This window comes from Ruegeria arenilitoris (assembly GCF_013030985.1).
In the GTDB taxonomy this organism is placed as follows: Bacteria; Pseudomonadota; Alphaproteobacteria; order Rhodobacterales; family Rhodobacteraceae; genus Ruegeria; species Ruegeria arenilitoris_B.
On sequence record NZ_WPYP01000013.1, the window covers coordinates 40,662 to 64,567 of the forward strand.

At 54.9% G+C, this 23,906-nt stretch carries 14 protein-coding genes and 3 pseudogenes; 12 read left to right on the forward strand and 5 right to left on the reverse strand.

Annotation, left to right across the window (positions count from 1 at the left end; translation table 11 throughout):
- Positions 1-15 precede the first annotated feature (15 nt).
- The 5 genes from GOX88_RS20755 to GOX88_RS20775 all read left to right on the forward strand — a co-directional run bounded on the left by GOX88_RS20755 (position 16) and on the right by GOX88_RS20775 (position 7,145).
- Positions 16-1,131 carry an ABC transporter ATP-binding protein gene (locus GOX88_RS20755; protein WP_170406488.1) on the forward strand — a complete coding sequence of 372 codons (1,116 nt, stop codon included), beginning with the start codon at positions 16-18 and terminating at the stop codon, positions 1,129-1,131.
- Positions 1,128-2,183, forward strand: a complete 1,056-nt coding sequence (locus GOX88_RS20760; protein ID WP_170406491.1) for an ABC transporter substrate-binding protein — start codon at positions 1,128-1,130, stop codon at positions 2,181-2,183. Before GOX88_RS20755 ends, GOX88_RS20760 begins: the two co-directional genes overlap by 4 nt.
- A 93-nt stretch (positions 2,184-2,276) precedes the next feature.
- Complete coding sequence (locus tag GOX88_RS20765; RefSeq protein WP_170406494.1) at positions 2,277-4,343, forward strand: FAD-dependent oxidoreductase; 2,067 nt, start codon at positions 2,277-2,279, stop codon at positions 4,341-4,343.
- Between the two features lie 8 nt (positions 4,344-4,351).
- The gene (locus tag GOX88_RS20770; protein ID WP_170406497.1) at positions 4,352-5,551 is read left to right on the forward strand and encodes an aromatic ring-hydroxylating oxygenase subunit alpha; all 1,200 of its coding nucleotides are present in this window, start codon (positions 4,352-4,354) and stop codon (positions 5,549-5,551) included.
- A 25-nt stretch (positions 5,552-5,576) separates the two neighbouring features.
- Complete coding sequence (locus GOX88_RS20775; protein WP_170406500.1) at positions 5,577-7,145, forward strand: trimethylamine methyltransferase family protein; 1,569 nt, start codon at positions 5,577-5,579, stop codon at positions 7,143-7,145.
- A gap of 64 nt (positions 7,146-7,209) precedes the next feature.
- On the opposite strand, the pseudogene GOX88_RS20780 reads toward GOX88_RS20775, so the two are convergent.
- Positions 7,210-8,070, reverse strand: a pseudogene (locus GOX88_RS20780) (aminotransferase class III-fold pyridoxal phosphate-dependent enzyme); the annotation flags it as partial.
- A 182-nt stretch (positions 8,071-8,252) separates the two neighbouring features.
- On the opposite strand from GOX88_RS20780, the gene GOX88_RS23805 reads away from it, so the two are divergent.
- From GOX88_RS23805 to GOX88_RS23810, 5 genes are all read left to right on the forward strand, one after another.
- Entirely contained in the window at positions 8,253-8,450 is a 198-nt protein-coding gene (locus GOX88_RS23805; RefSeq protein WP_170406678.1) for a TetR family transcriptional regulator C-terminal domain-containing protein, read from the forward strand.
- 613 nt (positions 8,451-9,063) lie between these two features.
- Positions 9,064-10,089, forward strand: coding sequence for an ABC transporter substrate-binding protein (locus tag GOX88_RS20790; RefSeq protein WP_170406503.1), 1,026 nt, complete (start codon positions 9,064-9,066; stop codon positions 10,087-10,089).
- Positions 10,090-12,306, forward strand: a complete 2,217-nt coding sequence (locus GOX88_RS20795; protein ID WP_170406506.1) for an ABC transporter permease — start codon at positions 10,090-10,092, stop codon at positions 12,304-12,306. It begins immediately after the preceding gene.
- On the forward strand, positions 12,303-13,376 hold the full coding sequence (locus GOX88_RS20800; protein WP_170406508.1) for an ABC transporter ATP-binding protein: 1,074 nt from the start codon (positions 12,303-12,305) through the stop codon (positions 13,374-13,376). The genes GOX88_RS20795 and GOX88_RS20800 overlap by 4 nt, the downstream gene beginning before the upstream one ends.
- A gap of 95 nt (positions 13,377-13,471) precedes the next feature.
- Positions 13,472-13,669, forward strand: a complete 198-nt coding sequence (locus tag GOX88_RS23810) for a histidine phosphatase family protein (RefSeq protein WP_217354275.1) — start codon at positions 13,472-13,474, stop codon at positions 13,667-13,669.
- Positions 13,670-13,690: 21 nt separating this feature from the next.
- Here GOX88_RS23810 and GOX88_RS20810 read toward each other — a convergent pair whose 3' ends face one another.
- The 4 genes and pseudogenes from GOX88_RS20810 to GOX88_RS20830 form a co-directional block, all read right to left on the reverse strand.
- Positions 13,691-14,482 carry an inositol monophosphatase family protein gene (locus GOX88_RS20810; protein ID WP_170406515.1) on the reverse strand — a complete coding sequence of 264 codons (792 nt, stop codon included), beginning with the start codon at positions 14,480-14,482 and terminating at the stop codon, positions 13,691-13,693.
- 301 nt (positions 14,483-14,783) lie between these two features.
- Positions 14,784-15,351: pseudogene (locus tag GOX88_RS20815) on the reverse strand (tyrosine-type recombinase/integrase).
- A gap of 395 nt (positions 15,352-15,746) precedes the next feature.
- The gene (locus GOX88_RS20820; RefSeq protein ID WP_170406518.1) at positions 15,747-20,120 is read right to left on the reverse strand and encodes a beta strand repeat-containing protein; all 4,374 of its coding nucleotides are present in this window, start codon (positions 20,118-20,120) and stop codon (positions 15,747-15,749) included.
- Positions 20,121-20,798: 678 nt separating this feature from the next.
- Positions 20,799-21,585, reverse strand: a pseudogene (locus tag GOX88_RS20830) (IS5 family transposase).
- Positions 21,586-21,893: 308 nt separating this feature from the next.
- Here GOX88_RS20830 and adh point away from each other — a divergent pair.
- Positions 21,894-23,435 (forward strand): aldehyde dehydrogenase, encoded by a 1,542-nt coding sequence (gene adh, locus GOX88_RS20835; protein ID WP_170406524.1) that lies wholly within the window; start codon positions 21,894-21,896, stop codon positions 23,433-23,435.
- 74 nt (positions 23,436-23,509) lie between these two features.
- Positions 23,510-23,851 carry a DUF779 domain-containing protein gene (locus GOX88_RS20840; RefSeq protein WP_217354276.1) on the forward strand — a complete coding sequence of 114 codons (342 nt, stop codon included), beginning with the start codon at positions 23,510-23,512 and terminating at the stop codon, positions 23,849-23,851.
- The last annotated feature ends 55 nt before the right edge of the window (positions 23,852-23,906 follow it).

The window sequence follows — 23,906 nt, forward strand, 5'->3', positions numbered from 1 at the left end:
AAGGAAGCGAACAAGATGAGCGAACAGAACATCATCGAAATACTGGGCGTCGAAAAACGCTTCGGATCTTTTGTGGCTGTCTCAGACCTGAACCTCACCTTGAAAGAGGGTGAGTTCTTTTCACTGCTTGGCCCCTCTGGCTGCGGAAAAACAACGGCTTTGCGCATCATTGCAGGTTTTCAGGATCACGAAGAAGGCGAGATCAGGATTGATGGCTTAACGATGGGTGGGGTGCCGGCCAACAAGCGTCCCACCAATATGGTGTTCCAAAGCTATGCGATCTTTCCGCACCTGAATGTCGGTGACAATGTTGGCTTCGGATTGCGCAAGACAAAGCTCTCGCGGAAGGAAATCAAAGAACGGGTTGCTGAGGCGCTTGAGATGGTTGAGCTTGGCGGCTTGCAGGACCGTAAGGCCAATGAGTTGTCGGGCGGTCAGCGGCAACGTGTGGCGCTCGCCCGAGCACTCGTCATGCGGCCTAAAGTGTTGTTGCTCGATGAGCCTTTATCCGCATTGGACAAAAATCTGCGCGAAGCGATGCAACTGGAAATGCGCCGTCTTCAGCAGAAGCTTGGAATTACTTTCGTCATGGTCACGCACGACCAGTACGAGGCGATGACCATGTCCGACCGCATCGGCGTCATGTTCGCGGGGCAGCTCAAGCAGGTGGATAAACCAGAGGTCCTGTATTCCCAACCGTGTAATCGGGAAGTGGCGTCTTTCATCGGTGGAATGAACTTTCTCGATGCCGAGGTAACGGCAGAGAACCCTGAAGCGCTGGAAGTCAACGTTCAGGGCTTTGGGCAGATGAAAATCGGGGTGAACCCCAACGTTCAGGTGCATGACAAGGAACTTCTTGTCGGCGTCCGGCCTGAGCAATTGGAAATCAGTGCGGAAAAGCCGGATGGATACGATGCCCTTGTTCAGGGCGAAGTTTCGGACGTCGCCTTCTATGGTGAGAGCGTCCACTATTATGTGCGCGTCGATGGTCTGAAAGACAGCATCGCCGTTGCAGTGCCAAACTACTTTCACACAGTCGATCACAACCGCAGCGATACCGTCTGGCTTGGCGTTCAAAGCGCCTCGGTGATCGATTTGGGTAAACGTGAATCTTTGGGAGGAGACAAATGAAAAAAACAGCATCACTTACGGCAGCAGTAGTTGCCACCTTTACCGCCAGCCAAGCTCTCGCGAATGCAGCTGATCTGACCGTTTTTGACTGGTCCGGATATGAGGATCAGGGTTTCTTCGGCGACTATGTCGAAAAGTACGGCGGCCCGCCCAGCTACACCTATTTCGGCAGCGTGGAAGAGGCGTTCACCAAGCTTCAATCCGGGTTTGAGGCCGATCTGGCTCATCCCTGCACCGATGCCCTGAGAAAATGGGTCGCCGCGGACATGCTTAAGCCGATCGATACCAGCAAGCTGGAGAACTGGGATAAACTGATGCCCAAGATCAAAGAGGTCGATGGCATCACGATCGACGGGCAGACCTATATGGTGCCGTTCGAATGGGGCAACACCGGCCTGATTTACCGCACCGATATGGTTTCGGCGGATGATGTTTCGCTGCAGCTGCTAGCAGATCCGGCCTATCAGGGCAAAGTTGCGGTTCCGGACGCAGCGTCCAGTGCGTTTGCCATGGCCGCACTAGCAACTGGCGCCTCCAGCTATACCGATATGAGCGACGAGGAATTCCAAAAAGCGGCGGACTACCTGCGCGCGATTCATCCGAATGTGCGCTTTTACTGGTCTGACGCTGGCCAGCTGGATCAGGCTATTGCCAGTGGAGAGGTGACACTGGGCTGGGGCTGGAACCAATCGGAACTGAACCTGATCTGGAACGAAACTCCGGCGGTCATGATGCGGGATGTGGACAAGGGCATCGCCACCTGGGTTTGCGGCTATGTGCATCTGAAATCTGCCAAGCAGTCGGATGAACAGGTCTATGACATGCTCAACGCCCTGAGTTCGGCTGCCAGCGGCAAGTACATCATCGAAAGCTGGGGGTACGCCCATGCCAACGAGGACGCGTTTGCGCAGGCAGACCCGGCACTGATCGAAACCTACGGGTTCTCAGACGTGGATAGCTTCTTTGAAGGCAGCCTGTTCTTTGACGCGGTTAATCCCGAGCTGGAAGCCAAGATGTTGAAGGAGTTCGAGCGCATCAAGGCCGGCTTTTAGGACCATCTAACAACACAACCGGGATTGGCGGGACCTTAGAAACCCCTCCATTCCCTCGAAACTATTTCCGATTTTTTTGGAGGAAGCGCAGCAATGTCAGGCGCTGACGGATATTCTGTTCTCTTTGAACCGGTTCAGATAGGGCCAGTGACGGCCCGAAACCGCTTCTATCAGGTGCCCCATTGCAACGGTATGGGGCACCTGCGACCGCAGGCCGAAGCTGCGATGCGGGCAATGAAGGCCGAAGGCGGTTGGGCCGTTGTGTCCAATCAAGAGACGGAAATTCATCCGACGTCTGACCTGTCCCCTTATGCCGAGAACCGGCTATGGGACGAACGGGATATCCCGGCGCTGCGTCTGATGACAGAAGCTGTGCACAGCAAGGGGTCACTGGCGGCAATTGAATTGGCGCACAACGGCCACCATGCGCAAAACCACCTGAGCCGGGCGCCTTTGTTGGCCCCGTCAGAACTCGCCCTGCAAACTGCGTACCCAAAGCAGGCCAGGGCGATGGATAAGGCGGACATTCGCGAATTCCGCAAGTGGCACCGCGCAGCGGCGCGCCGTTCACGCGAAGCGGGCTTTGACATCGTGTATGTCTATGCCGGGCATCATATGACCCTGCCGCACCACTTTCTGTTGCCACAATTCAATGACCGGACCGATGAATACGGCGGCTCGTTGGAAAACCGGGTGAGGCTTACCCGTGAGCTTCTGGAAGAAACCCGGGAAGAGGTTGGGGACGATTGCGCCATTGCCCTGCGGTTCGCGGTCGATGAAATGCTCGGATCGGATGGGATGCAGGCGCAGGAAGAAGGCCGAGCCGTTGTCGAATTGCTGGCCGAACTGCCAGACCTTTGGGATGTAAACGTCGCGGATTGGAGCAACGACTCTGCAACGACCCGCTTTGAACCCCGGGACGGCTTTCAAACCTCCTATATCGAATTCGTCAAACAGGTGACCTCCAAGCCAGTGGTGGGCGTCGGGCGCCTTACCTCTCCGGACTTGATGGTGTCACTGGTCAAGAAAGGCATTCTTGATTTTATTGGCGCGGCGCGACCATCCATTGCTGATCCATTTCTTCCCAATAAAATCAATGAAGGTCGCATCGAAGAAATCCGCGAATGCATCGGCTGCAATATCTGTGTTTCATCCGATACGTTGGGCGTTCCAATCCGCTGTACCCAAAACCCGACGATGGGCGAAGAGTGGCGGAGAAAATGGCACCCTGAGATCATTGGGCGCCGGGAGAAAGAGGAAGCTGCGCTTGTTGTCGGCAGCGGACCAGCCGGACTTGAATGCGCCATGCAATTGGCGCGTCGCGGCTATGAGGTGACGTTGGCCGAAGCCAAGCAAGAGCTTGGTGGACGTGTGTTGCAAGAATCCAGCCTGACCGGTCTATCCGCCTGGAAGCGTGTGACAGATCACAGAATTTATGACCTTCAGCAACGAGGGAATGTCCAGCTGTTCACCGACAGCTGTTTGTCAACAAGCGAGGTGGTCGAGTTGGGCATACCAAATGTCTTTCTGGCCACCGGCACGACATGGCGGCGAGATGGTCGCGGAAAATCTGCGTTTCAGGGCGTTTCGATAGATCCAAGCTCTCAAGTGTTGACACCGGACGACATTATGTCGGGCACAATGCCTGGGGATGGCCCGATCATGGTCTACGATGATGACCAAGCTTATCTCGGAGGAGTTTTGGCGGATCATTTGGCTCAGTCCGGACGAGAGGTCGTCTTTGTGACGCCGGCCTCAATAGTATCGCCGTTTACCGAATTGACGTTGGAACAGGCCAAAGTGCAACGCAGTCTGTTGGAAAAAGGCGTTCAACTGAACCTGTCCCAGACACTGGTCAATATCGCGCCCGGTCGGGCGACATTGCAGTGCGTCTACACGGGACGAGAGCATTCCGTTGAATGCAGTTCTGTCGTGCTCGTGACGCAGCGAATGCGAGAAACCACCCTTTACGATGGGCTATGCGGTTTGGCTGCGAGTCCGCTGAATACGTTGGAATTGATCGGAGATGCCGCAAACCCAGGCTTGATCGCGGACGCTGTTTATTCGGGCCACATGGCTGCCCGAAATTTCGAACGCGACGCGGGCGATATCGACCGCGAATTTTTCCGCCGAGAAATCGTTTCCCTTGAATCTGTATGAGGTGCGCTATGCCAAAAGATGACTTGCAAGTAATGCGCGACTTGATGGAAGCGCAACGGGAAGGGTTCGCCTTGCCGCGTCACTTCTATACGTCTCAGGCAGTATACGAGAACGATATCAGTACGTTCTGGAATCGTAACTGGATCTGGGTCGGCCATGTCAGCCAAATCGCTGAACCCGGTGACTACTTCCTCTTCGACTACGGGCCCGAGTCCGTGATTATCGTTCGGGATCGCGAGGGCGAGGTGCGCGCGCATCTGAACGTATGCCGCCACCGGGGATCGCGGGTTTGCGTTGAAAAGAAAGGCAAGGCGCGCAATTTCATCTGCCCCTATCACGCGTGGACATTTGACCTGAACGGCAAGCTCAGAAACGGGCGGTCAATGGGGGCGGATTTTGATCCAGGCCAGTACGGATTGTTCCCGGTGCAGGTGAAAGTTTTCCAGGGCTTAATTTTTGTTTGCGTAACGGAAGACGCTCCGCCGCTGGATGCTGCTTTAGAGAGGCTGGCTCCACTTTCAAAGCCGTTCGATTTTGAGAACCTGAAGGTCGCTCATGAAGCCTCGTATCCGGTTCCTGCGAACTGGAAACTGGCCTTGGAGAACTATCTGGAATGCTATCACTGTGCCCCGTCCCATCAGGAGTATTCGCGCAGCCATTCCCTGAAAGACCCCGCTCAGGTTCTGGAGTTCAGCGGGGCACTTCATGAGCGGATGGAAGAGGCTGGAATACCTGCTGAGGAGCTGGACCTGACCGGAGAAAACGCTGTTGCGCCGGGCGCAGATGTGTATTGGCGGCGCTACCCACTGTTCCCCGGCTACATGACGGGCAGCAAGGACGGTGCGCCCCTGGCTCCGCCTTTGGGTGAACTGAAGGGCCACGATGGCGGCGCCACTGATCTAGGGATCGGTACGCTGAACTACTTCCTTGTCTATGCAGATCACGTGGTCGGGTACCGGTTCGTGCCGCGCGCCATGCAAGACACGGATATCCAGATCGTCTGGTACGTGCGTGGAGATGCGGAAGAGGGGCGCGACTATGACAAGGATGCCCTGACATGGCTGTGGCATGTCACGTCGCTCGATGACGAACGGATCATACGGCACAATCAGGAAGGTGTGAACTCGCACCACTTCGTCCCCGGACCACTGTCCGAGATGGAATGGAGCATTCCAGGCTTCTATCGCAACTACTTCAGCATGATCTGAGACGCGCAAAATTCGGAGAAAGAACATGACAGAACTAACGCAGCGCAGATCAAGGCGGCGCGGGGGCGGACGTGAGGCGCGCGCAGCAGTACGAGCCAGTAACGCCCCTTCGCAGGCGATCTGGCCGGGCATTCCCGGTGGACGATACAAGCCCTTGTCAGGCGCGGACATGTCGCGCATTCACGAGGCCGCACTCAGCATTCTGGAACGCACAGGGGTCGGGGACCCCACGAAAGAAATTCTCGATCTCGTGGTGCCAAAGGGGGCAACGGTGAACGAGCATGGCAGGCTGTGCTTTCCTCGGTCCTTGATGGAAGACCTATTGGCCAAGGCGGCTAGCGAATTCTATGTCCATGCACGCGGATCGCGGGCCGGGAAGGACGACATGCACTGCACCAAGGACAAGGTGTATTACGCAAACTCCGGCACCGCTGTGACCACGTTTGATGCGGAAACGCGCAGTTACCGACCATCAACGCTTAAAGATATTTACGACTTTACCCGTTTGGTAGACCGGCTCGACAACATCCACATGACTGGTGATACGGTTTTGGCAACGGATGTTCCTCAGGATTATGAGCATGACATGAGTATGCTCTACGCCATTCTGGCGGGCAGCGAGAAACCTTCCTGCCTGACGTTCCGTACGCGCGAGCATATTAAAGACGCAATCCATCTGTTCGATCTGGCGTCGGGCGGGGAGGGCAAGTTCCTTGAAAAGCCCTCGGTGATTTTTGGCGGGTGCCCCATCGTTTCACCGCTCAGATTTGGGCGGGAAAATCTGGAAATCCTGATCGATACAGCGAAAATGGGGCTTGTCTGCGACCTGGCCGTCCCACCACAAGCTGGGGCTACGTCTCCTGCGCCATTGGCTGGTACGCTGGCGCAGGCGGTGGCAGAGACGTTGTCATGTGTGGCCATCGCCAATTTGATCAATCCGGGTACCCCGGTGGTCTTTGCCGCGTGGCCGTTTATTACCGATCTGCGCACTGGATCGTTTACGGGTGGCAGCGGCGAACAGGCGTTGATTTCAGCCGCCGCTATTCAGATGGGCAATTTCTATAACCTGCCGACCAGCGTCGGTTGCGGCATGACCGATTCCAAAATCCCCGACGCGCAATATGGGTTGGAGAAGGCGCTGACCTTCGCGTTGGCGGCTCATGCCGGGGCCAACAGGCTCTGCGAGTTTGGTGGGATGCTTGGCAGTTTGATGGGGTGTAGCTTTGAGTCAATGGTCATCGATAACGAAGCTGCGGGCATGATCTCGCGAACGCTTCGCGGGATCGAGGTTAGCGATGACACGCTTTCGGTCGACGTCATCCATGACTGCGCAATCGACCCCGGACATTTCCTTGGTAACACTCAAACCTTGCAATACATGGAAACTGAGTTTGTCTACCCGACACTGATGGACCGAGAGCTGACAGATACCTGGGAGAAAGCCGGTCGTCAGGACATGTTCGAACGGAGCCGATCTGTTGTGAATGACATTCTGTCCAATCACTACCCAAACTACTTTGGCAGTAAGGTGGACGAAGAGGTTCGGTCCAAGTTCCCGATCAAATTGCCGCCCGAGGCAATGCGCGCCGGATAAGCGCTGATGATCGTAGGGCAGGCTTCGCAACACTTATCTTTGCGAAGCCGCTACGCAGTCGTGCCTAAGTCTTGAAAACCCCTTGGCGCGTCAGGTCGTCGGTTGCCAGCCGGATTCCTTTTTCAAGGATGTCGAACATCTCGTTTAATTCGCCCTCCGTGATGATCAGCGGAGGGGAGAACACACACATGTTGATGATTGGCCGCAAGATCAGCCCGTTTTCTTGGCAATGGTGATCAATCATCGCACCAACGGACTTATCCAGATCCAATAAATTGTCAGCTTCGGCATCCGCGACGCATTCAACGCAGCCAACCAGACCCATGCCACGGGCATCGCCGACCAGCGGAAAGTCGGCCAGAGCCTGAAGGCGCTCTTTGAACAGCGGCGTGATCGCGCGGACATGTTCCAGAACGCCGTCGCGTTCCTTGATTTCGATGGTTTTCAAACCTGCTGCTGCGCTCACTGGATGGCCCGAATACGTGAAACCGTTTGAAAAAGTGGCGTTCTGCCCGTTGTCTCGGCTCACATCTGCAATCAGCCGATCAGAGATGATACAGGCCCCCATAGATACATACCCGGACGTCATGCCCTTGGCGCAAGTTATGATATCAGGTTGAATTCCAAAGACATCTTCCGATGCAAACCAATGTCCAAGCCGTCCAAATCCGGTTACGACCTCGTCCGAAATATACAGGACATCGTATTTCCGGCAGATTTCCAGACAGCGCTGATGATACCCATGCGGAGGCACAATGACGCCACCAAAGCACAAGATCGGTTCAGCTATGAAAGCAGCGACCTTGTCTGCTCCGGTCTGCAGGATCATGTTTTCCAGATCAGCAATTTTTTCGTCCAGGAAGTCATCGATCGTCTGATCGGGGCGAAGCGTGTAAGGGTTCACGTTCGGCAAAAACCGCGTCAAGCCCTGTGGACAAGCTGATCTCAATCATAAAGGCGGATTTTGACCCGTTGGTTCTTAATGCGCGGGACGTTGCGATCTGGATTTCGTTTCGGGCCGAAGCGCTCTCGAATCCACTCATATTTCCTTTCATCGACTCGCGAGACAAAGGTTTCCGAGCGGTGATACTGGACTTGTTGTAGCAAATTAAGAGCGAAGGTGAGTACGAAGACGTCGACGTCAAACTTGCAACAGACGCGTTGATCGCTTTGCTGGAAGGGCTCTGGACTGACTTCCATTTGCACTCAGATATCTTCAACCCAGACGAGGCTTTGAAGGTCTGCTTCTATGTACTGCAGTCAGTGTTTCCGAACCACTTCGGAACCCTGTCGATCCACAGGTGAACACAACCGGAAAGCTCAGGAATTAACCACGGGCTGATCGCGACCATTCTAAAACGCCGAACGAACCTGTTTTCAATCAAAGGCGTGCACGAGAAGCGTTGGGGCAGGACACCTTCGATGCCGGAACTAAATCCGACCTCGAACCGGAGCAGAACAATGAACTTGATCAGCTACTACTACGGTTCCCGGCAAAGTGGTTTTGAAAACACGGTGCGGAAAGCGGAAGTTCGCTGCCGTGGTTCGGAAACCTGACATGCATGCAAAATACAGAACTACCTATAGAGTTGTTCTCGCTCAGCGATGGCATGAGTAACCAGTCCAGCAAATGGCTTTCCAACCAGTACGGAACCAAGACTAGTTTTTCTGATCTAACTTGGCTCGGTATATCACTTCAGGTTTTCAATTCTGGTGGGGGCAGAAACCTGTGCTCGTTGATTTTTCTTGCAGAACCGGCAGTACGGTGGTGAGATCGCTTCAGTCATGGGAGGACAGGCCGGAATATGTTCTGGCGGACATAAAAAAGACCAAGCAGCCATTTGGCGATTGCCTCTAATGATAGAAGTACCGGTTTGCCGCCAAAATTCTCGGCTCGGGACACAGGGGAGGAAAGACTTTGAAAAATCTGAAGATTACACTGGCAGGTTCGCTGGTCGCATTTGCGGCGTCGCTTAGTGCAGCCCAAGCTGACAAGCTGACATTTTATTGCTCGGCACAGGAAGATTGGTGTCAACTCATGGCCCGCAGTTTCGAGGATGCTACTGGGATCGACGTTAACATGACCCGCAAGTCGTCGGGTGAAACGTTCGCGCAAATTCGCGCCGAAAGTTCGAACCCCAAAGGTGATGTATGGTGGGGCGGTACCGGTGATCCTCATTTGCAAGCTGCCGAAGAAGGTCTGACGATGGAGTACATGTCACCAATGCGTGACCAGTTGCATGACTGGGCTATTTCACAGGCCGAAAGTGCAGGTAACAAGACCATCGGAATTTATTCCGGCGCACTGGGCTATGGCTACAATTCCGACCTTTTGGCCGCAAACGGCCTGCCGGAACCCGCATGTTGGAAAGATCTGCTCAAACCGGAATACAAAGGGCACGTACAGATGGCGAACCCGAATTCCTCGGGCACCGCTTATACGACGCTGGCCTCGATGGTCCAGATTTTTGGCGAGGACGAAGGCTTTGAGTTCATGAAGGGCCTGCACTCCAATATCAACCAATATACCAAGTCGGGTTCAGCCCCTATCAAAGCCGCCGGGCGGGGTGAGAACACCATTGGCATCGTCTTCATGCATGATGCGGTCAAACAGGCGGTGTCCGGTTTTCCTGTAAAAGTCGTGGCCCCATGCGAGGGTACAGGCTATGAGATTGGCTCGATGTCGATCATCGAAGGCGCTCGGAACGAAGAGGAAGCCAAAAAGTTCTATGACTGGGCGCTCAGCCCCGAGGCCCAGAATCTCGCGCTTGAGGTTAACGCCTTTCAGGTTCCGTCCAACAAAAACGCGGAAACCTCTGATAGCGCGCCTGACATGAGCCAGATCAAGCTGATTGACTATGACTTCAAAAAGTACGGCTCGTCAGACGAACGTAAGCGTCTTTTGCAGAAATGGGACGAAGAGGTCTCTGTTCTGCCTCAGTAAGTGACTGACACCACAACAAAAACGACCCATCCGGTATTGATCTTTTGGATCATCGCCGGGTGGGTCGGTTTCTGCCTGTTGCCATGGTTCATGTTAGAGGACGGCATATGGTCATTCGTATGGCTGATGGATGGATATCCGTTCGACGAAGACTATGCACCCGCCGCTTTCCTGATTGGGCAAGGCGAAAAGCTTTGGCTTGCGCCGCTATTGGTCCCGCTTGCCTTGCCATTATTGATACTCGGTAAACCGAAGTCCGATCCACAATACGCACGCATCCTGATATTGGCCGGGGCCCTGGGTTTTGGCTGGCTAATTGCGCAAGGGTTCTCAATTGGCATTCGCGGGTTCAATTTCGACTGGATGAAAGCGCTGTTCGGAGAGCCAAAGATCCGCCAGTTCGGCATGGGGTACGGCGCAATGATCTGCGCCACCGCATTTCTGTTTCTGTTGACCCAAGGCATTGCGGCGCGCGGTGCCATTAACGGCGACGTTTTCGTCGTCAGCGCGATTGGCGGCGTAATCACCATTGTCACGGTTTTCGTCTTTTTCCCGATTGCGAAGATGCTGTTTGCCGCCTTCGTTACCGAGGATGGTGCCTATTCAGTTTCGGTTTTTGCTTCGAAATTCTTTGATGACCGACTTTGGGGCCTGGGCTGTTTTGCCGGTGCAAAATGCGGTGCCGCGTGGAACTCACTGTTTCTTGCAGTTCTTGTGGGCTTCATCACGACTGCGCTTGGCCTTTGTTTCGCACTTGTCGTCACGCGGTCAGGTTTCCGCTTTAAACGCGGGATGCGCGCGCTGACGGTCCTGCCGATTATCACTCCGCCTTTCGTGATCGGCCTCGCGCTGATCCTGTTGTTCGGGCTATCCGGCTCGGTCACCAGATTTGTGGCCGAGATCTTTGGAGTTCAGCCGACGCGGTGGCTATACGGCATGCCCGGGGTGCTGATTGCTCAGACACTAGCATTTACGCCAATCGCCTTTCTGGTTTTGATCGGGGTGGTCGAAGGGGTGTCCCCTTCGATGGAAGAGGCCGCCCAAACCCTGCGGGCCAACCGTTGGCAAACCTTCAAAACCGTATCACTGCCTTTGATGCGCCCCGGCCTGGCCAATGCCTTTCTGCTGGGGTTCATCGAGTCCATGGCCGACTTTGGCAACCCACTTGTCTTGGGCGGGAATTTCGATGTGCTGTCGACCGAGATTTTCTTCGCCATCGTTGGCGCGCAATACGATCAGGGCCGCGCCGCCGTCCTGGCCATGGTGCTCTTGTTCTTCACACTTTCCGCGTTTTATGCGCAGCGCGCGTGGTTGGGAAAAAAAAGCTATACCACCGTTTCAGGTAAAGGCGATGCGGGCGTGCATCCGTTGATGCCACGCGGCCTTGCCATACCGGTTCTGGGCGTCGCAATTGCCTGGGCGATTTTCACCGCCGTGGTCTACGGGATGATCATCTACGGGAGTGTCGTCGAACTGTGGGGCGTCGATAACTCGTTGACGTTCAAGCACTACGTCACGGCCTTCTCTGTCCGCTTCGAGGAAGAGGGCATTCGCTGGACCGGAGCCGCCTGGGACAGTTTCTGGACCACGATCACCATCGCCGCCATTGCCGCGCCATTGACTGCAGCAGTGGGGCTGGTCACAGCCTATCTGCTGACACGGCAAAACTTTGCGGGCAAGAATGCGTTTGAATTCGGCACGATGCTTTCCTTCGCCATTCCCGGCACCGTTATTGGCGTTAGCTATATCCTGGCATTCAACGTGCCCCCGATCGAGATCACTGGCACGGGCGTTATCCTTGTCGTCAGCTTTATCTTCCGCAATATGCCGGTTGGGGTTCGCGCGGGTATCGCGTCGATGTCGCAGTTGGACAAATCTCTCGACGAGTCCTCGCTAACGCTTGGTGCGAACTCGTGGCAGACATTCAGGCGGGTCATTCTTCCGCTTTTGCGCCCAGCCATCCTGGCTGCGTTGGTCTACAGTTTTGTTCGGGCAATGACGGCCATTTCGGCGGTGATTTTCCTCGTTTCGGCCGAGTATGACATGGCCACCAGCTATATCATCGGTCGGGTCGAGAATAACGACTATGGTCTTGCGATCGCATATTCCACAACGCTGATCTTCGTGATGCTGGCGGCTGTCGGGCTTTTGCAATTCCTCGTGGGCCGGGTTCAGATCGGGCGGCGCACGCAACTCGGAGCAGAGAAAACGACATGAGCGAAACGACAATTGCAAGCAAGGCCGCGCCGGTTCGTTTCGAGGGGGTTTCGAAAGTGTTCGGCAAGGATGTTGTCGCCGTCGACAATATCAACCTGCACGTCGAAGCGGGTAAGCTGGTGACGCTTTTGGGTCCATCCGGCTGCGGTAAGACAACGACGCTGCGCATGATTGCAGGTCTGGAAATGGCGACCTCGGGCAGAATTCTGATCGGTGACCGGGACGTGACGAAACTGCCCGCTACCGACCGTGACGTGTCGATGGTGTTTCAGTCCTACGCCCTGTTTCCACATATGAGCGTGCTGGAAAACGTCATGTATGGGCTGACCTTTTCCGGTTTCGATAAGCGCGAGGCGCGTTCGCGTGCGTTGCATGGGTTAGATCTTGTTGGCCTCAAGGGTTTTGACAATCGCTTGCCAAGTGAGCTTTCGGGGGGACAGCAACAGCGTGTCGCCGTCGCCCGTGCTTTGGTTCTGGAGCCTCAGGTCTTGCTTTTTGACGAACCGCTTTCGAATCTCGACGCCAAACTGCGCCGTCAGGTGCGCGAAGATATCCGCGCCATTCAGCAGGATCTGGGCCTGACGGTCGTCTATGTAACTCACGATCAGGAAGAGGCCCTTGCCGTTTCGGATGAGATTGTCGTCATGCGAAACGCCGCCATCGCTCAGATCGGTACGCCTCGGAAACTTTATGATGCGCCGATTGACCGCTTCGTGGCCGATTTCATTGGCGAAGCAAACCTGATTGATTGCACAATTATTGCAATTGAAGGTGATCTGGCCACTATCGAGATTGAGGGGTATCATCACATGCTCCCCTCACGTGATCTGACACCCGGGCCCGCAACGCTGGCCGTGCGACCGTCGAGGATCTTGATCGGATCTGACACGGGCATCGCCGCAAAAGTCGCCAAGGCAACCTATGTCGGTGTGCGGATGGAATACACGCTCACCGGTGCCTTCGGGCAGGTATTTGCCGTGCAGGATGACGTGGACGAGCCGCTGGAGACCGGCACCGAAGTCAAAATGTCCTTTGCTGAACGCGGCCCTGTTCTGTTGCCGGAAGGGTAATGTGGGGACGTTGATAATCGTCACCCATCCCGAGGTTGTCGTTGAACCTACTACCCTGATCACCGAGTGGCGATTGAGTGAAGCAGGCCGCGCAAATGCGTATCGTTCGAGCAGTCCTGTCACTCGTCGAAAGCCATGAGGGCAGAGATCTCGTGATAGTCACCCATGGCGCGGTCGGGACACTTCTTTGGTGTCACTTTGCGGGCAACAAAATCGAACGGCGGTTTGATCAACCCGGTCAGGGCCACTACTGGTGTGCGGATATTGAAACTCGTCAACCTGAATGCGAGTGACGACCGATTGCCTGAAGGACGTCAATTATTCCAGGCGCCATCGCAGATCAATTTCAACGTGCCAAAAACATCCGGAGTCCCTGCGATCACGCGACCACCGTCTCGGATCATGCTTTCCGCGTCTTGATCCTCAATCTCACCACCGGCTTCTGCAATCATCAACTGCCCTGCAAGGCAGTCCCAGGCGTTCATGTGCTCTTCAATGTATCCCAGAAGACGTCCCGCTGCGACATAAGCCAGCGATAGAGCACCGCTTGCGTTGCGATGATAGAGAGCTCCGCCTTCGACAAGAGCTGCAATCACCGGAATGACATTAGATGCTTCAACCCGGTTTGAATAACCAACTGAGACGGTTCCACTTGCTAGTTCCACATCCGAGGCAACCTGAATGGATTGCCCGTTCAGAGTGACACCTTCGCCTCGCACGGCAACGTAAGTTTCATCAACGTTGGGCTCGTAAATCACACCGAGTTGTGTCTGACGGTTGGAAACGCCCGCTAAGACAATCGTCCATGCCGGAATACCGTTTACGAAGTTCGTTGTTCCATCAATCGGATCGATCACCCAGTCAAATCCGCTAGAGCCAGCCTTTGCTTCGTGTTCTTCGCCGTATATCCCATCATCGGGAAATGAATTAGTGATCCTTTCGCGAATAAACGTCTCGACGTTGCGATCCGCCTCGCTAACCCAGTCCTGCGTGCCTTTTTGATCAATGACCAAGGTGTCTCTGTTGGTAAAGTATTCTAGCGCCAGCGCACCTGCTTCTTTGGCTGTCGCGACAGCAAAGTTTTTTCGGTCAGTGATATTATCCATCGGTCCGCCTCCTACCTGCTAATTGCTACGTCACCAGTAGGGACTAGACCGCCTGAAAACAAAAGTTTTGTCGGTTCAAAATGTGAATTCTTCGAGTCGGCTGAGTTTCACTTAAATAAAATGAGCTCATTGAGGCACCTGTTCAATAACAGCTATGGGTTCGCAATTTTTCTGCGGTGGAGGCAAAAAACTACGATCCTGAACTGGCCTCCATCCTCGACTTTAAGGCACGCTGCACTGCAGAGTAACGTGATGTGACGCCCGTCTGCTTTGAACCGTCCACAAAGTCGGCCCCTAGCGACTAGATTTCGATGGCTTCTGCGATGGCCAACGCGTCTTCGAGTTCAACACCCAAATAACGAACCGTGCTATCCTTCCTAGTATGGCCGGACAAGAGTTGGACTGCACGCAAATTGCCTGTCTTCTTGTAGATTTGCGTTACCTTTATGCGGCGCATCGAGTGTGTGCCATGGGCACTAGCTTCAAGACCGATTGATGTGACCCAATCTCTAACGATCCGCGCATATTGGCGGGTCGAAATGTGCGGCCGCTCATGAAATCAACCTGGCCACAGGTTTTCTGACCCGACCATGAATTCGTCTTCCATCCACCTCTCAATCGAAGCGCGGATGCCGTGACGTCGATGACTTTCATCTTCACCAGATCACAACCGCGAAGCTTGCTACCGATAGCCATGTTGAAGAGTGCCAGGTCCCGATGGTCACGGCCAGTTCAAGCCGAACTCTGATCGCCCAGACGTGCATTGGTTTCAGTGGCTGCTTCTGACCAACTGTGCGACCCTTGTTCCAGGCGGGGCGAAGCGCACGAATGGCAGGTAAGTTTGGTGTGCCCGTGACTGATCCTCTGATCCGCCATGCCCTCCCAAAACGATAACCCGACGTTGACGCAGGTTTATTTCCCATGATGCTGCGTTGCGTTTGAATGTCCCCAGTCGGGGAGAAACAGCTATTCCTGTGAGATCAATTCACTCGCAAATTATGCGGTCACGAATACAGATTATGTCGTTATCCTTTTGCGATACCGCATAAAATCGAGCAATCAGCGTCCGGTGAAACTAGAGCGGTGCAATCCGGTCCTCACTTCCTGCCAAAAGTGTCAAACAGTTGAATTGGATAGCTGCCGTCGGCCCGCACCATTGCCTTTTGGAAACAAAAGTTCAAAAGGGCATTCCATGAGTGAGTGGAGCCGACGGCAACAGGCTGGAAAAACGCCTGATGGGTTTTTTATGGTGTTTATGCTGCTCTCAGAAGGACCATTGCAGGCCGGCTTTGACAAACGGGCCCTGGGCATCGCTACCGATTTCCTGCTCCGCGTTCACTTCCAGCTTCAAGCCAGAGTCAAAACGACTTTCATAGCCAATCAGAACACTTCCGCCGGTAAAGTCCGTGCTTGGGAACACCAGAGAGTTCGTCGTCGAGAACACAGTCACATCAGCTGATGACTGACCCAGATCACGCCGCAAGACACCGCTGACTTGGCCGATTAACGCACCGCCTCTGCCCACGGATTTCTCGGCCTCGATCCCAAGCCGGGCTTCGATAACCTCGGTGGTCGCGTCGCCGATCGTCGCATTCGCGAATGAGTCGGTTTCGGTGTAGCCATCATCGTCCTGCCGTGTGTAGCGAACGTTACCAAAGCCCAATAGCTCGAAGTCACTTTGCAAATCGAAAGATCGTTCGACGCCAATGCTCAACGTATACAGGGTCGAGTCATAGTCCCCTTTGGCATCCGGGCTGCCAGTGATCTCTCGGGTCTTGTCATTCGACAGGAAGCCCACACCCAGATCCGCCTCAACCGTATAGGCGCCGAACTGGCGTCCAGCGGCGAGACTCAGATAAACGGCGTTGGTATCGAATGAGGTCGTGTCACTGTCCCCGTCGGCAGTGAACACCCCGATACCAAAGGCCAGAGCCGTCCCGTTGTCCAATTGGCCCGAGAAACCAAAGCTGCCGTTCAGGATGTCGACATCGGTATCGGACCCGCCGGGTTGATCGAACTGTTTCGCTTGCGCGTCGACCATCGCGTAGGGGCGGAACGCATTCACGAAGCTGTCCCGGAAAGCAAACCCACGCGAGACCTGCGCCGGTGCGCTGTAACCCAGTGCCTGACCGGCGCTGCCGACCACCGCGCCGTAGGTCGCGATGACGTCTCCCGGTATAAACACATCCGCAGAGTCAACGGTTGCATAGACCGGGTTGGAGCCACCTTCGTCCCCAACAAACCAAGCGGAACCGTCATCTGAAACTGTCGTCGTAAAGGTGCCTACATCGGTGTCTGCGTCCTCAAAGAAGAACACGCTGCTGCCGCCGCGCGCGTCGAGGTTCACATCGTGCCCCGCCACCCGCATGGTGCCGGTCACCCGGTCCTCGGTGTCGACATTCAACGTACCGCTGCCACTTTCCAGATAGATGGCATAGGCGTCACCACTGCCAGACGTGGCCGAGATTGTGCCCACATCCGTGATCACGCCGTCGAAGTTGTCGATACGGATACCAAAGGCCTCCGCCCCCACACCGGATGCTGTCGCGCTGATCGTCCCACTGTTGGTGATTGCGCCAGATGTTTCGCCGATGAAGACCCCAGTTGCGACGGTGGATGCCGTGCTGGAACGCGCATTCGTCGCGTCGGCCCGGATTGTGCCGCTGTTGGTGAAATCCCCGTCAAACGCACCAAAAAGGTTTATACCCGTTGCGTTCATGAAGGAACCGTCGCCTTCGACGCTCGCTACAAGCGTGCCAGAGTTTTCGACGTTGCCGGTTAGCGTACCTATGAAGATCGCAGCAGCACTTGCCCCGGTGCCGCTGTCAAGGTTTTCTGCAGTTACGCTTATTGACCCTGAATTGATCAGATCGCCGACGAAGCTGTTGGCCACTGTCACTCCATAGGCAAAGACCGACGACCCCCCATCAGCAAAGGCCGAGATCGTACCACTGTTGGACAACGTGCCGCTCACATCACCGCTTACGTTAATGCCAACTGCAGTTGCGCTGCCGATCTGGTTGCCGGTGACGACCGCGTCGATGGTACCGGTGTTCTGAATGTCCGAGTCAACGTCGCGGCGGACAAATATCCCCGTAGCGGTGGCGTTCAATCCACCTTCATTCTCGACGCGGCTCAGGATCGATCCGGTGTTGAGGATGCCACCACCTGCACCCAGGTTCTCACGTATCGCGAGTCCGTACGCATTTGCAGAATCTGCGCTGCCGGTGATGTTTGCCACAATTGATCCGGAGTTTTCGAACGAACCGTTCAGATCACCCTCAAGGTAATAGCCCCCGACTGTCGCATCTAAATCCCCGTCGCCTTGTACGTGAACCGATCCACTGTTGGTAATGTCGCCAGTAAAGCCTTCATCGACATACAAGCCATAGGCTTCGGCCTCGCCGGAACGAGAAGTCGCGCCAACCGATATCAAGCCCGAGTTCTCGAAATTCCCACTCAACTGTCCGCCAATGTGAAATCCTGACGCGCCAGCTACGACTTCACCATCGGAAAGGGCACTGATCGTGCCACTATTGGAGATACTTCCAGTCATATCTCCGTCGACGACAAGACCATCAGCAAACGCCAGTCCGATAGCATTTGAAGTACCGTTGTCAGCAAATGATTTTGTGGAAATCGAGCCTGAGTTCGAGAAATTCCCGTCGAAATCCGCGTCAAAGTAAAACCCGGCGGCTCCTGCCATTGCGAAATGCCCATCCGTATCCAGCCCCAGATTTTTGGCTACGGCACCGGTCATGATCGAGCCCGAGTTCGAAACATCGCCGGTTACATCGTCATCGACATACAGGCCATACCCCCTGGCATCGTCCGTCTGGTCCGTGACGACGGTGGTTATAGATCCGGAGTTGGCGAAACTGCCGTTGAGAATATCGTCGATGTAGTAGCCCCCAGCGGTCGCATCTGTTGAGCCATCAGCCTGAACGTAAACCGAACCGCTGTTACGAATGTCACCGACCATCTCGCTATCGACATAAAGACCATAAGCCTCGGCTTCATCCCCCGTCACATCTGTGGCTACGGCGGAGATGCTACCCGAATTGGTGAAGTTACCATCGAAATCACCGTTGAGGTAAAAACCTGCAGCAGTCGCCGAGGTTGCATTTTCAGCCCGCACTTCGACACTGCCGTTGTTAGTGACATTACCTGCCGTGTCGTCACTGACATACAATCCGTAAGCTTCGGCATCGTCTACCAGCGAATTCGCGGTCGCTGTGATCGAACCGGAATTCAAAAAGTCCCCGTTCAGGTCATCGCGAGCATAGAAGCCATAAGCCTCTGCATCGCGGCCTAAGGAATTTGCGGTCACTGTGATTGAGCCAGAATTCGAAAGATCTCCGGTCACCTCGTTGAAAATGTAAAAGGCATAAGCCTCGGCGTCGTCATCCTCAGCAAAGGCTGACACCGAAATCGAGCCGGAATTCAGGAAGTTACCGTTTAGTTCATCCTGGAGATGGAAGCCCGAGGCTATTGCGCTTCCACTGCTGACGGCAGTGGCTTCGGCAACGACTGATCCGCTGTTTTCAAGATTTCCCTGGACCGTCCCGTCAGAATAAACTGCGGCTGCGCCCGGAATGCGCACGAACGGCGGAAACGACACATCGTCTTCAATCAAATCGCGTGAGATCGCGGTAAGGGTTCCGGTATTGGTAAAGTTGCCCGTCAGGTCGCTTGCAAGCAGGAACGCATAAGCCGTCGCCGAGGTTATTGCGCTGGCATTCGCTGAAACGGAGCCTCCGTTGGTGATGTTTCCAGTCACATCGCCGTCGATACGCACGCCGACGGCCCGTGCCTCGCTGCCATTTTCCGTAGCAATTGCCTGAATCGTTCCGGAATTGTTTATGTTTCCGTTCAACGCGTCATTGAATTCAATACCCGTCGCAAACAGGGATGAAGCGTTTTCGGCCGTGGCTCTTACTGTCCCGTTGTTGGTGACGCTGGTATCAACATCGTTGTCAAAATAAAGACCGGTCGCGATTGCTCTACTGGTAGATCCCGCACTGGCTTTTGCCGAGATAACACCAGAATTCCGGATGGTCGCAGTAGCCTCGACGTCGCCATCAAAATCTATGCCAAAGGCAAGCGCCCTCCCGCTGGAGCTATTGTCCGAGTTGACTGTGATCGTACCCGTGTTGACGATGCTGCCGGCGACTTGCCCGTCCAGGAAAAAGCCTGTCCCTGCAAGAAAGCTCGATCCGCTCACATTGATGCCGATCGTACCGTTATTCACGATCTGGCCAGATTCCTCCAGATCGCCATTCAAAAACAAGCCTAACCCAACCCGGTCGGCTGCCGATGGTCCCGAGATCGTGCCATCGTTCGTGAACGTACTGGAGTAGTCGTCTGTAATTACCACCGCATAGCCGGCGCTTGTCGTCAGATTGACGGAACCAGTAGTAGTGATCGTATGATCCACGTCGGTATTGAATACAGCCTGCGTATTCTGCGGAGAAGAAATGACATCCGCTGTGGCCATCCCGACCGACAACGCCGCCACTGACACAGACGCCAGGAACAGCGAAGGCGCCATGCTCGCCACTGTCCCCTTCCATTTCACTACCCGACCGCCACGGATCACGTGAGTATTCACGTGTTTCCCAAGTTTTTTATTATTCACCGACCGATCCCCTCGGAGCTTTATTTTTCGTTTTCCCGGTCATCGAGCCTGTTCACCCAGACCGGCACCACCCACAAAACCGTCTTGCCCCCGTAAGTCGGTGAGGCCGAAGTCATAGATCGAAATTATCGTATGTCTGCGACCACCTTTGCCTGTGCCCGCAGATACATTTTGAACGATCGTCGCGCACTAAGTAGCCCGAGCGTTGTACTCCTGCAGCGCCCCGTTAATCTTCACGCACAAATCCCATTTTCCTAACTGGAAGTTGAGTTTCCGTGTGAAATCACACGAGAATTACACCTAAACGGCGAAATAGAACGGCGTGAGGTTGTACAGTATGAACTTTGACACCTATTCGATCAGCTATGATCTTGTTGAGCTTGGCCATTAATACAAAAACGGCACCCGCATCATGGATTACTGGCGTGATGTCCTGCCGGAAGGTGCTTTCCACAAAAGCAGGCGTGCCAGCTCGCTCCGCTGGCTGATTTGATTGAAGTAGATCCGGAGTAAGAGCCACCCTGTCATTTCAGAGTGTTGTCCATTGAGTGACTTGGCAAAAACAGACCGGGCTGTATCTGGAGGAAAAGCTCGGGCAATTGGTGATCAAGCTACAACTTTTTCCGTTTCACGATGCAAAGCGGACATCGCCGATGCTACCATGAGCGGCGGTTTAGGTCATATTGACAAATGGCGGATCCAGAGGCGGATCGAAGAGATATTTACGACGCCGAAGTAGCTTTCGGCTGTCTTGTCATAGCGAGTTGCCACACCGCGGGCATTCTTCAGTTTGTTGAAGCATCTCTCGACCAGGTTTCTCAGCCAGTAGAGAGGCCAATCCAACCCAACGCGCCTCTTTCGGGACTTTCGCATTGGGATCACCGGTCGAATGCCCCGGCTGTGCAGTTCGGCGCGAATACGGTCGGCATCGTAACCTTTGTCGGCTAGCAGCACGATCGGCTCCGGCAGGTTGTTGTCCATGACCCGATCAAAGCCGAGATAGTCGGATGTCTGGCCGGGTGTAATGTCTGTTCTCATCGGCAGCCTGGCGGCATTTACCCGAAGGTGGATCTTGGTCGTGGAGCCGCCTTTTGAGCGGCCAAAACCCTGTCGCGGAGTCCCCCTTTTGCGCCCGCTGCCTGATGATGGGCATGAACCACAATGCTGTCGACCATTTGAAGGGCGTCGAGAACAATCCTGCTCTCGGTCAGGGCTTCCAGGATCTGTTCCCAGAGCCCCGCGAGTGTCCAGCGCCGGAACTGTCAGTAGACACTCGACCACTTCCCAAACTCGTCAGGCAAGTCTCGCTATGGTCACCTGTGCGTGCAATACAGAAAACACCATCTAGAACAAGGCGGTGATTGGTCGGTTTGCGCCCATTCGGGGAACGGACCGAAAGGATAAACCGTTCAAAGAATGCCCGCACCTCGTCCGACATTAGGTTTCGTGCCAAGCTGGTCTCCATTGCAGATACCGGCTTGAATCACGAGCAGCGGGCGCAGTGAGCCCCTTTTTTGTCAACACGATCTAGCTGAGACTGGTTTGAATTTGTCTGACAGCACTGACAGGTCAAATTGGTGGTCCGGTTTCAGATGATCGGGTCACTAGGGTTGTGTCGAGTGAGACCTAAGTCGCTCAGACCAAGGTATAATATCGAAACTTTGTTCTGCTTTCTATGTTTGGCCCAGCACCGGTCCGGTGCCTGAACCAATGAGGATTGAGGCCATGGGATTCGCTGCATTTCTTGAAACTCTTTTTAAGGGGAGGAATGGCATGAACATTCAAAACGTACAGGTCAGCACCGCGCTGGACACCTCGCATCTTGGCGTCGAATTCCCGTTCAGAGCGCGCTATGGCAACTTCATCAATGGTGAATTCGTTGAACCCAAGTCGGGCCAGTATTTCGAAAACACCACACCGATCACCAACGAAGTGATCTGCGAAATCGCACGTTCGAACGCTGATGACATTGAGGCCGCGTTGGACGCTGCCCACGCCGCGTTCCCGGCCTGGGGCAAGACCTCGACCACCGAGCGCGCCAACATGCTTCTCAAGATTGCGGACATCATGGAGGCCAACACCCAGACCCTGGCAACTGCTGAAACTCTGGACAACGGCAAGCCGATCCGCGAATCCATCGCCGCTGACCTGGCGCTGTGTGTCGATCATTGGCGTTACTTTGCCGGCTGCATCCGTGCCGAAGAAGGCCATGTCTCGGAAATCGATGGCGACACCTATGCTTATCACATTCCCGAACCGTTGGGCGTTGTCGGTCAGATTATCCCGTGGAACTTCCCGCTTCTGATGGCAGTCTGGAAACTGGCGCCAGCGCTGGCCGCTGGCAACTGCGTTGTTCTGAAGCCCGCCGAACAGACCCCGGCCTCGATCATGGTTCTGGCTGAACTGATCGCCGATGTCCTTCCCGCCGGTGTTCTCAACATTGTCAACGGCTATGGCCTCGAAGCCGGGAAGCCGCTGGCCTCTTCCAACCGCATCGCCAAGATCGCCTTCACCGGTGAAACCACCACCGGGCGCCTGATCATGCAATATGCCTCGCAGAACCTGATCCCGGTCACCCTGGAACTGGGCGGCAAATCCCCGAACATCTTCTTTGAAGACGTGATGGACGCGGATGACGAATTCTTCGACAAATGTCTCGAAGGTTTCACGATGTTTGCCCTGAACCAGGGCGAAGTCTGCACTTGCCCCTCGCGCGCGCTGATCCAGGAATCGATCTACGACGATTTCATTGCCCGCGCTCTGGAGCGCGTAAAGGCGGTCAAGCAGGGCAACCCGCTGAGTATGGACACGATGATCGGTGCGCAGGCCTCTATCGAGCAAAAGGAAAAGATCGCTTCCTACCTGCAACTGGGCAAGGATGAAGGCGCCGAACTGCTAACCGGTGGCAATGTCTCGACCCTGCCTGGTGTCGAAGGTGGCAACTACATCGAACCCACCGTGTTCAGGGGCCACAACAAGATGCGGATCTTCCAGGAAGAGATTTTCGGTCCGGTTCTGTCGGTCACCACCTTCAAGGATGACACCGAAGCGCTGGAAATCGCCAATGACACGCTCTACGGCCTCGGCGCCGGTGTATGGACCCGCAATGGCAGCCGCGCATTCCGCTTTGGCCGTGAAATCCAGGCCGGCCGTGTCTGGACCAACTGCTACCACGCTTATCCGGCCCATGCGGCCTTTGGTGGCTATAAGCAGTCGGGCATCGGTCGTGAGACCCACAAGATGATGCTGGATCACTACCGCCAGACCAAGAACCTTCTGGTCAGCTACAGCCCCAACGCGCTTGGCTTCTTCTAAACAAGCTACGAACAGGCCGTCCCTGCTTTGATACGGGGGCGGCTTTTCTTTTTTTGTTCCCGAAAGGCCACGTAATGACCGACACCATGACCGTGACCGCGACCGACGCAGCGTTGGAGCTTATCGCGGATCTCAAATGGCGGTTTGGAGTACATCTGCTGTTTCATCAGTCGGGCGGATGTTGCGACGGTTCGGCCCCAATGTGTTTTCAGCAGGGCGACTACTTGGTCGGGGACAACGATGTTTTGGTCGGCGAGATTGGCGATGTTCCATTCTACATGAACGCTGGTCAATACGAACGCTGGAAACACACAAACCTGATCGTCGATGCGATTGATGGAATTGGCGGCATGTTCTCGCTTGAAAATGGATCCGGGCGGCGGTTCCTTACGCGGTCGGATGTCTGTTTGCGCTAGATGCAGCGTGTGCAGCAGACGCGTACTGGCACAAATACTGAGCAACAGTAATCCA

Bases quoted from the DNA above. Each gene is read 5' to 3' on its own strand.
- GOX88_RS20770 (WP_170406497.1), top strand. From the start codon at position 4,352: ATGCCAAAAGATGACTTGCAAGTAATGCGCGACTTGATGGAAGCGCAA.
- GOX88_RS20760 (WP_170406491.1), top strand. From the start codon at position 1,128: ATGAAAAAAACAGCATCACTTACGGCAGCAGTAGTTGCCACCTTTACC.
- GOX88_RS20765 (WP_170406494.1), top strand. From the start codon at position 2,277: ATGTCAGGCGCTGACGGATATTCTGTTCTCTTTGAACCGGTTCAGATA.
- adh (WP_170406524.1), top strand. From the start codon at position 21,894: ATGAACATTCAAAACGTACAGGTCAGCACCGCGCTGGACACCTCGCAT.
- GOX88_RS20800 (WP_170406508.1), top strand. From the start codon at position 12,303: ATGAGCGAAACGACAATTGCAAGCAAGGCCGCGCCGGTTCGTTTCGAG.
- GOX88_RS23810 (WP_217354275.1), top strand. From the start codon at position 13,472: ATGCGTATCGTTCGAGCAGTCCTGTCACTCGTCGAAAGCCATGAGGGC.
- GOX88_RS20840 (WP_217354276.1), top strand. From the start codon at position 23,510: ATGACCGACACCATGACCGTGACCGCGACCGACGCAGCGTTGGAGCTT.
- GOX88_RS20755 (WP_170406488.1), top strand. From the start codon at position 16: ATGAGCGAACAGAACATCATCGAAATACTGGGCGTCGAAAAACGCTTC.
- GOX88_RS20810 (WP_170406515.1), bottom strand. From the start codon at position 14,482: ATGGATAATATCACTGACCGAAAAAACTTTGCTGTCGCGACAGCCAAA.
- GOX88_RS20775 (WP_170406500.1), top strand. From the start codon at position 5,577: ATGACAGAACTAACGCAGCGCAGATCAAGGCGGCGCGGGGGCGGACGT.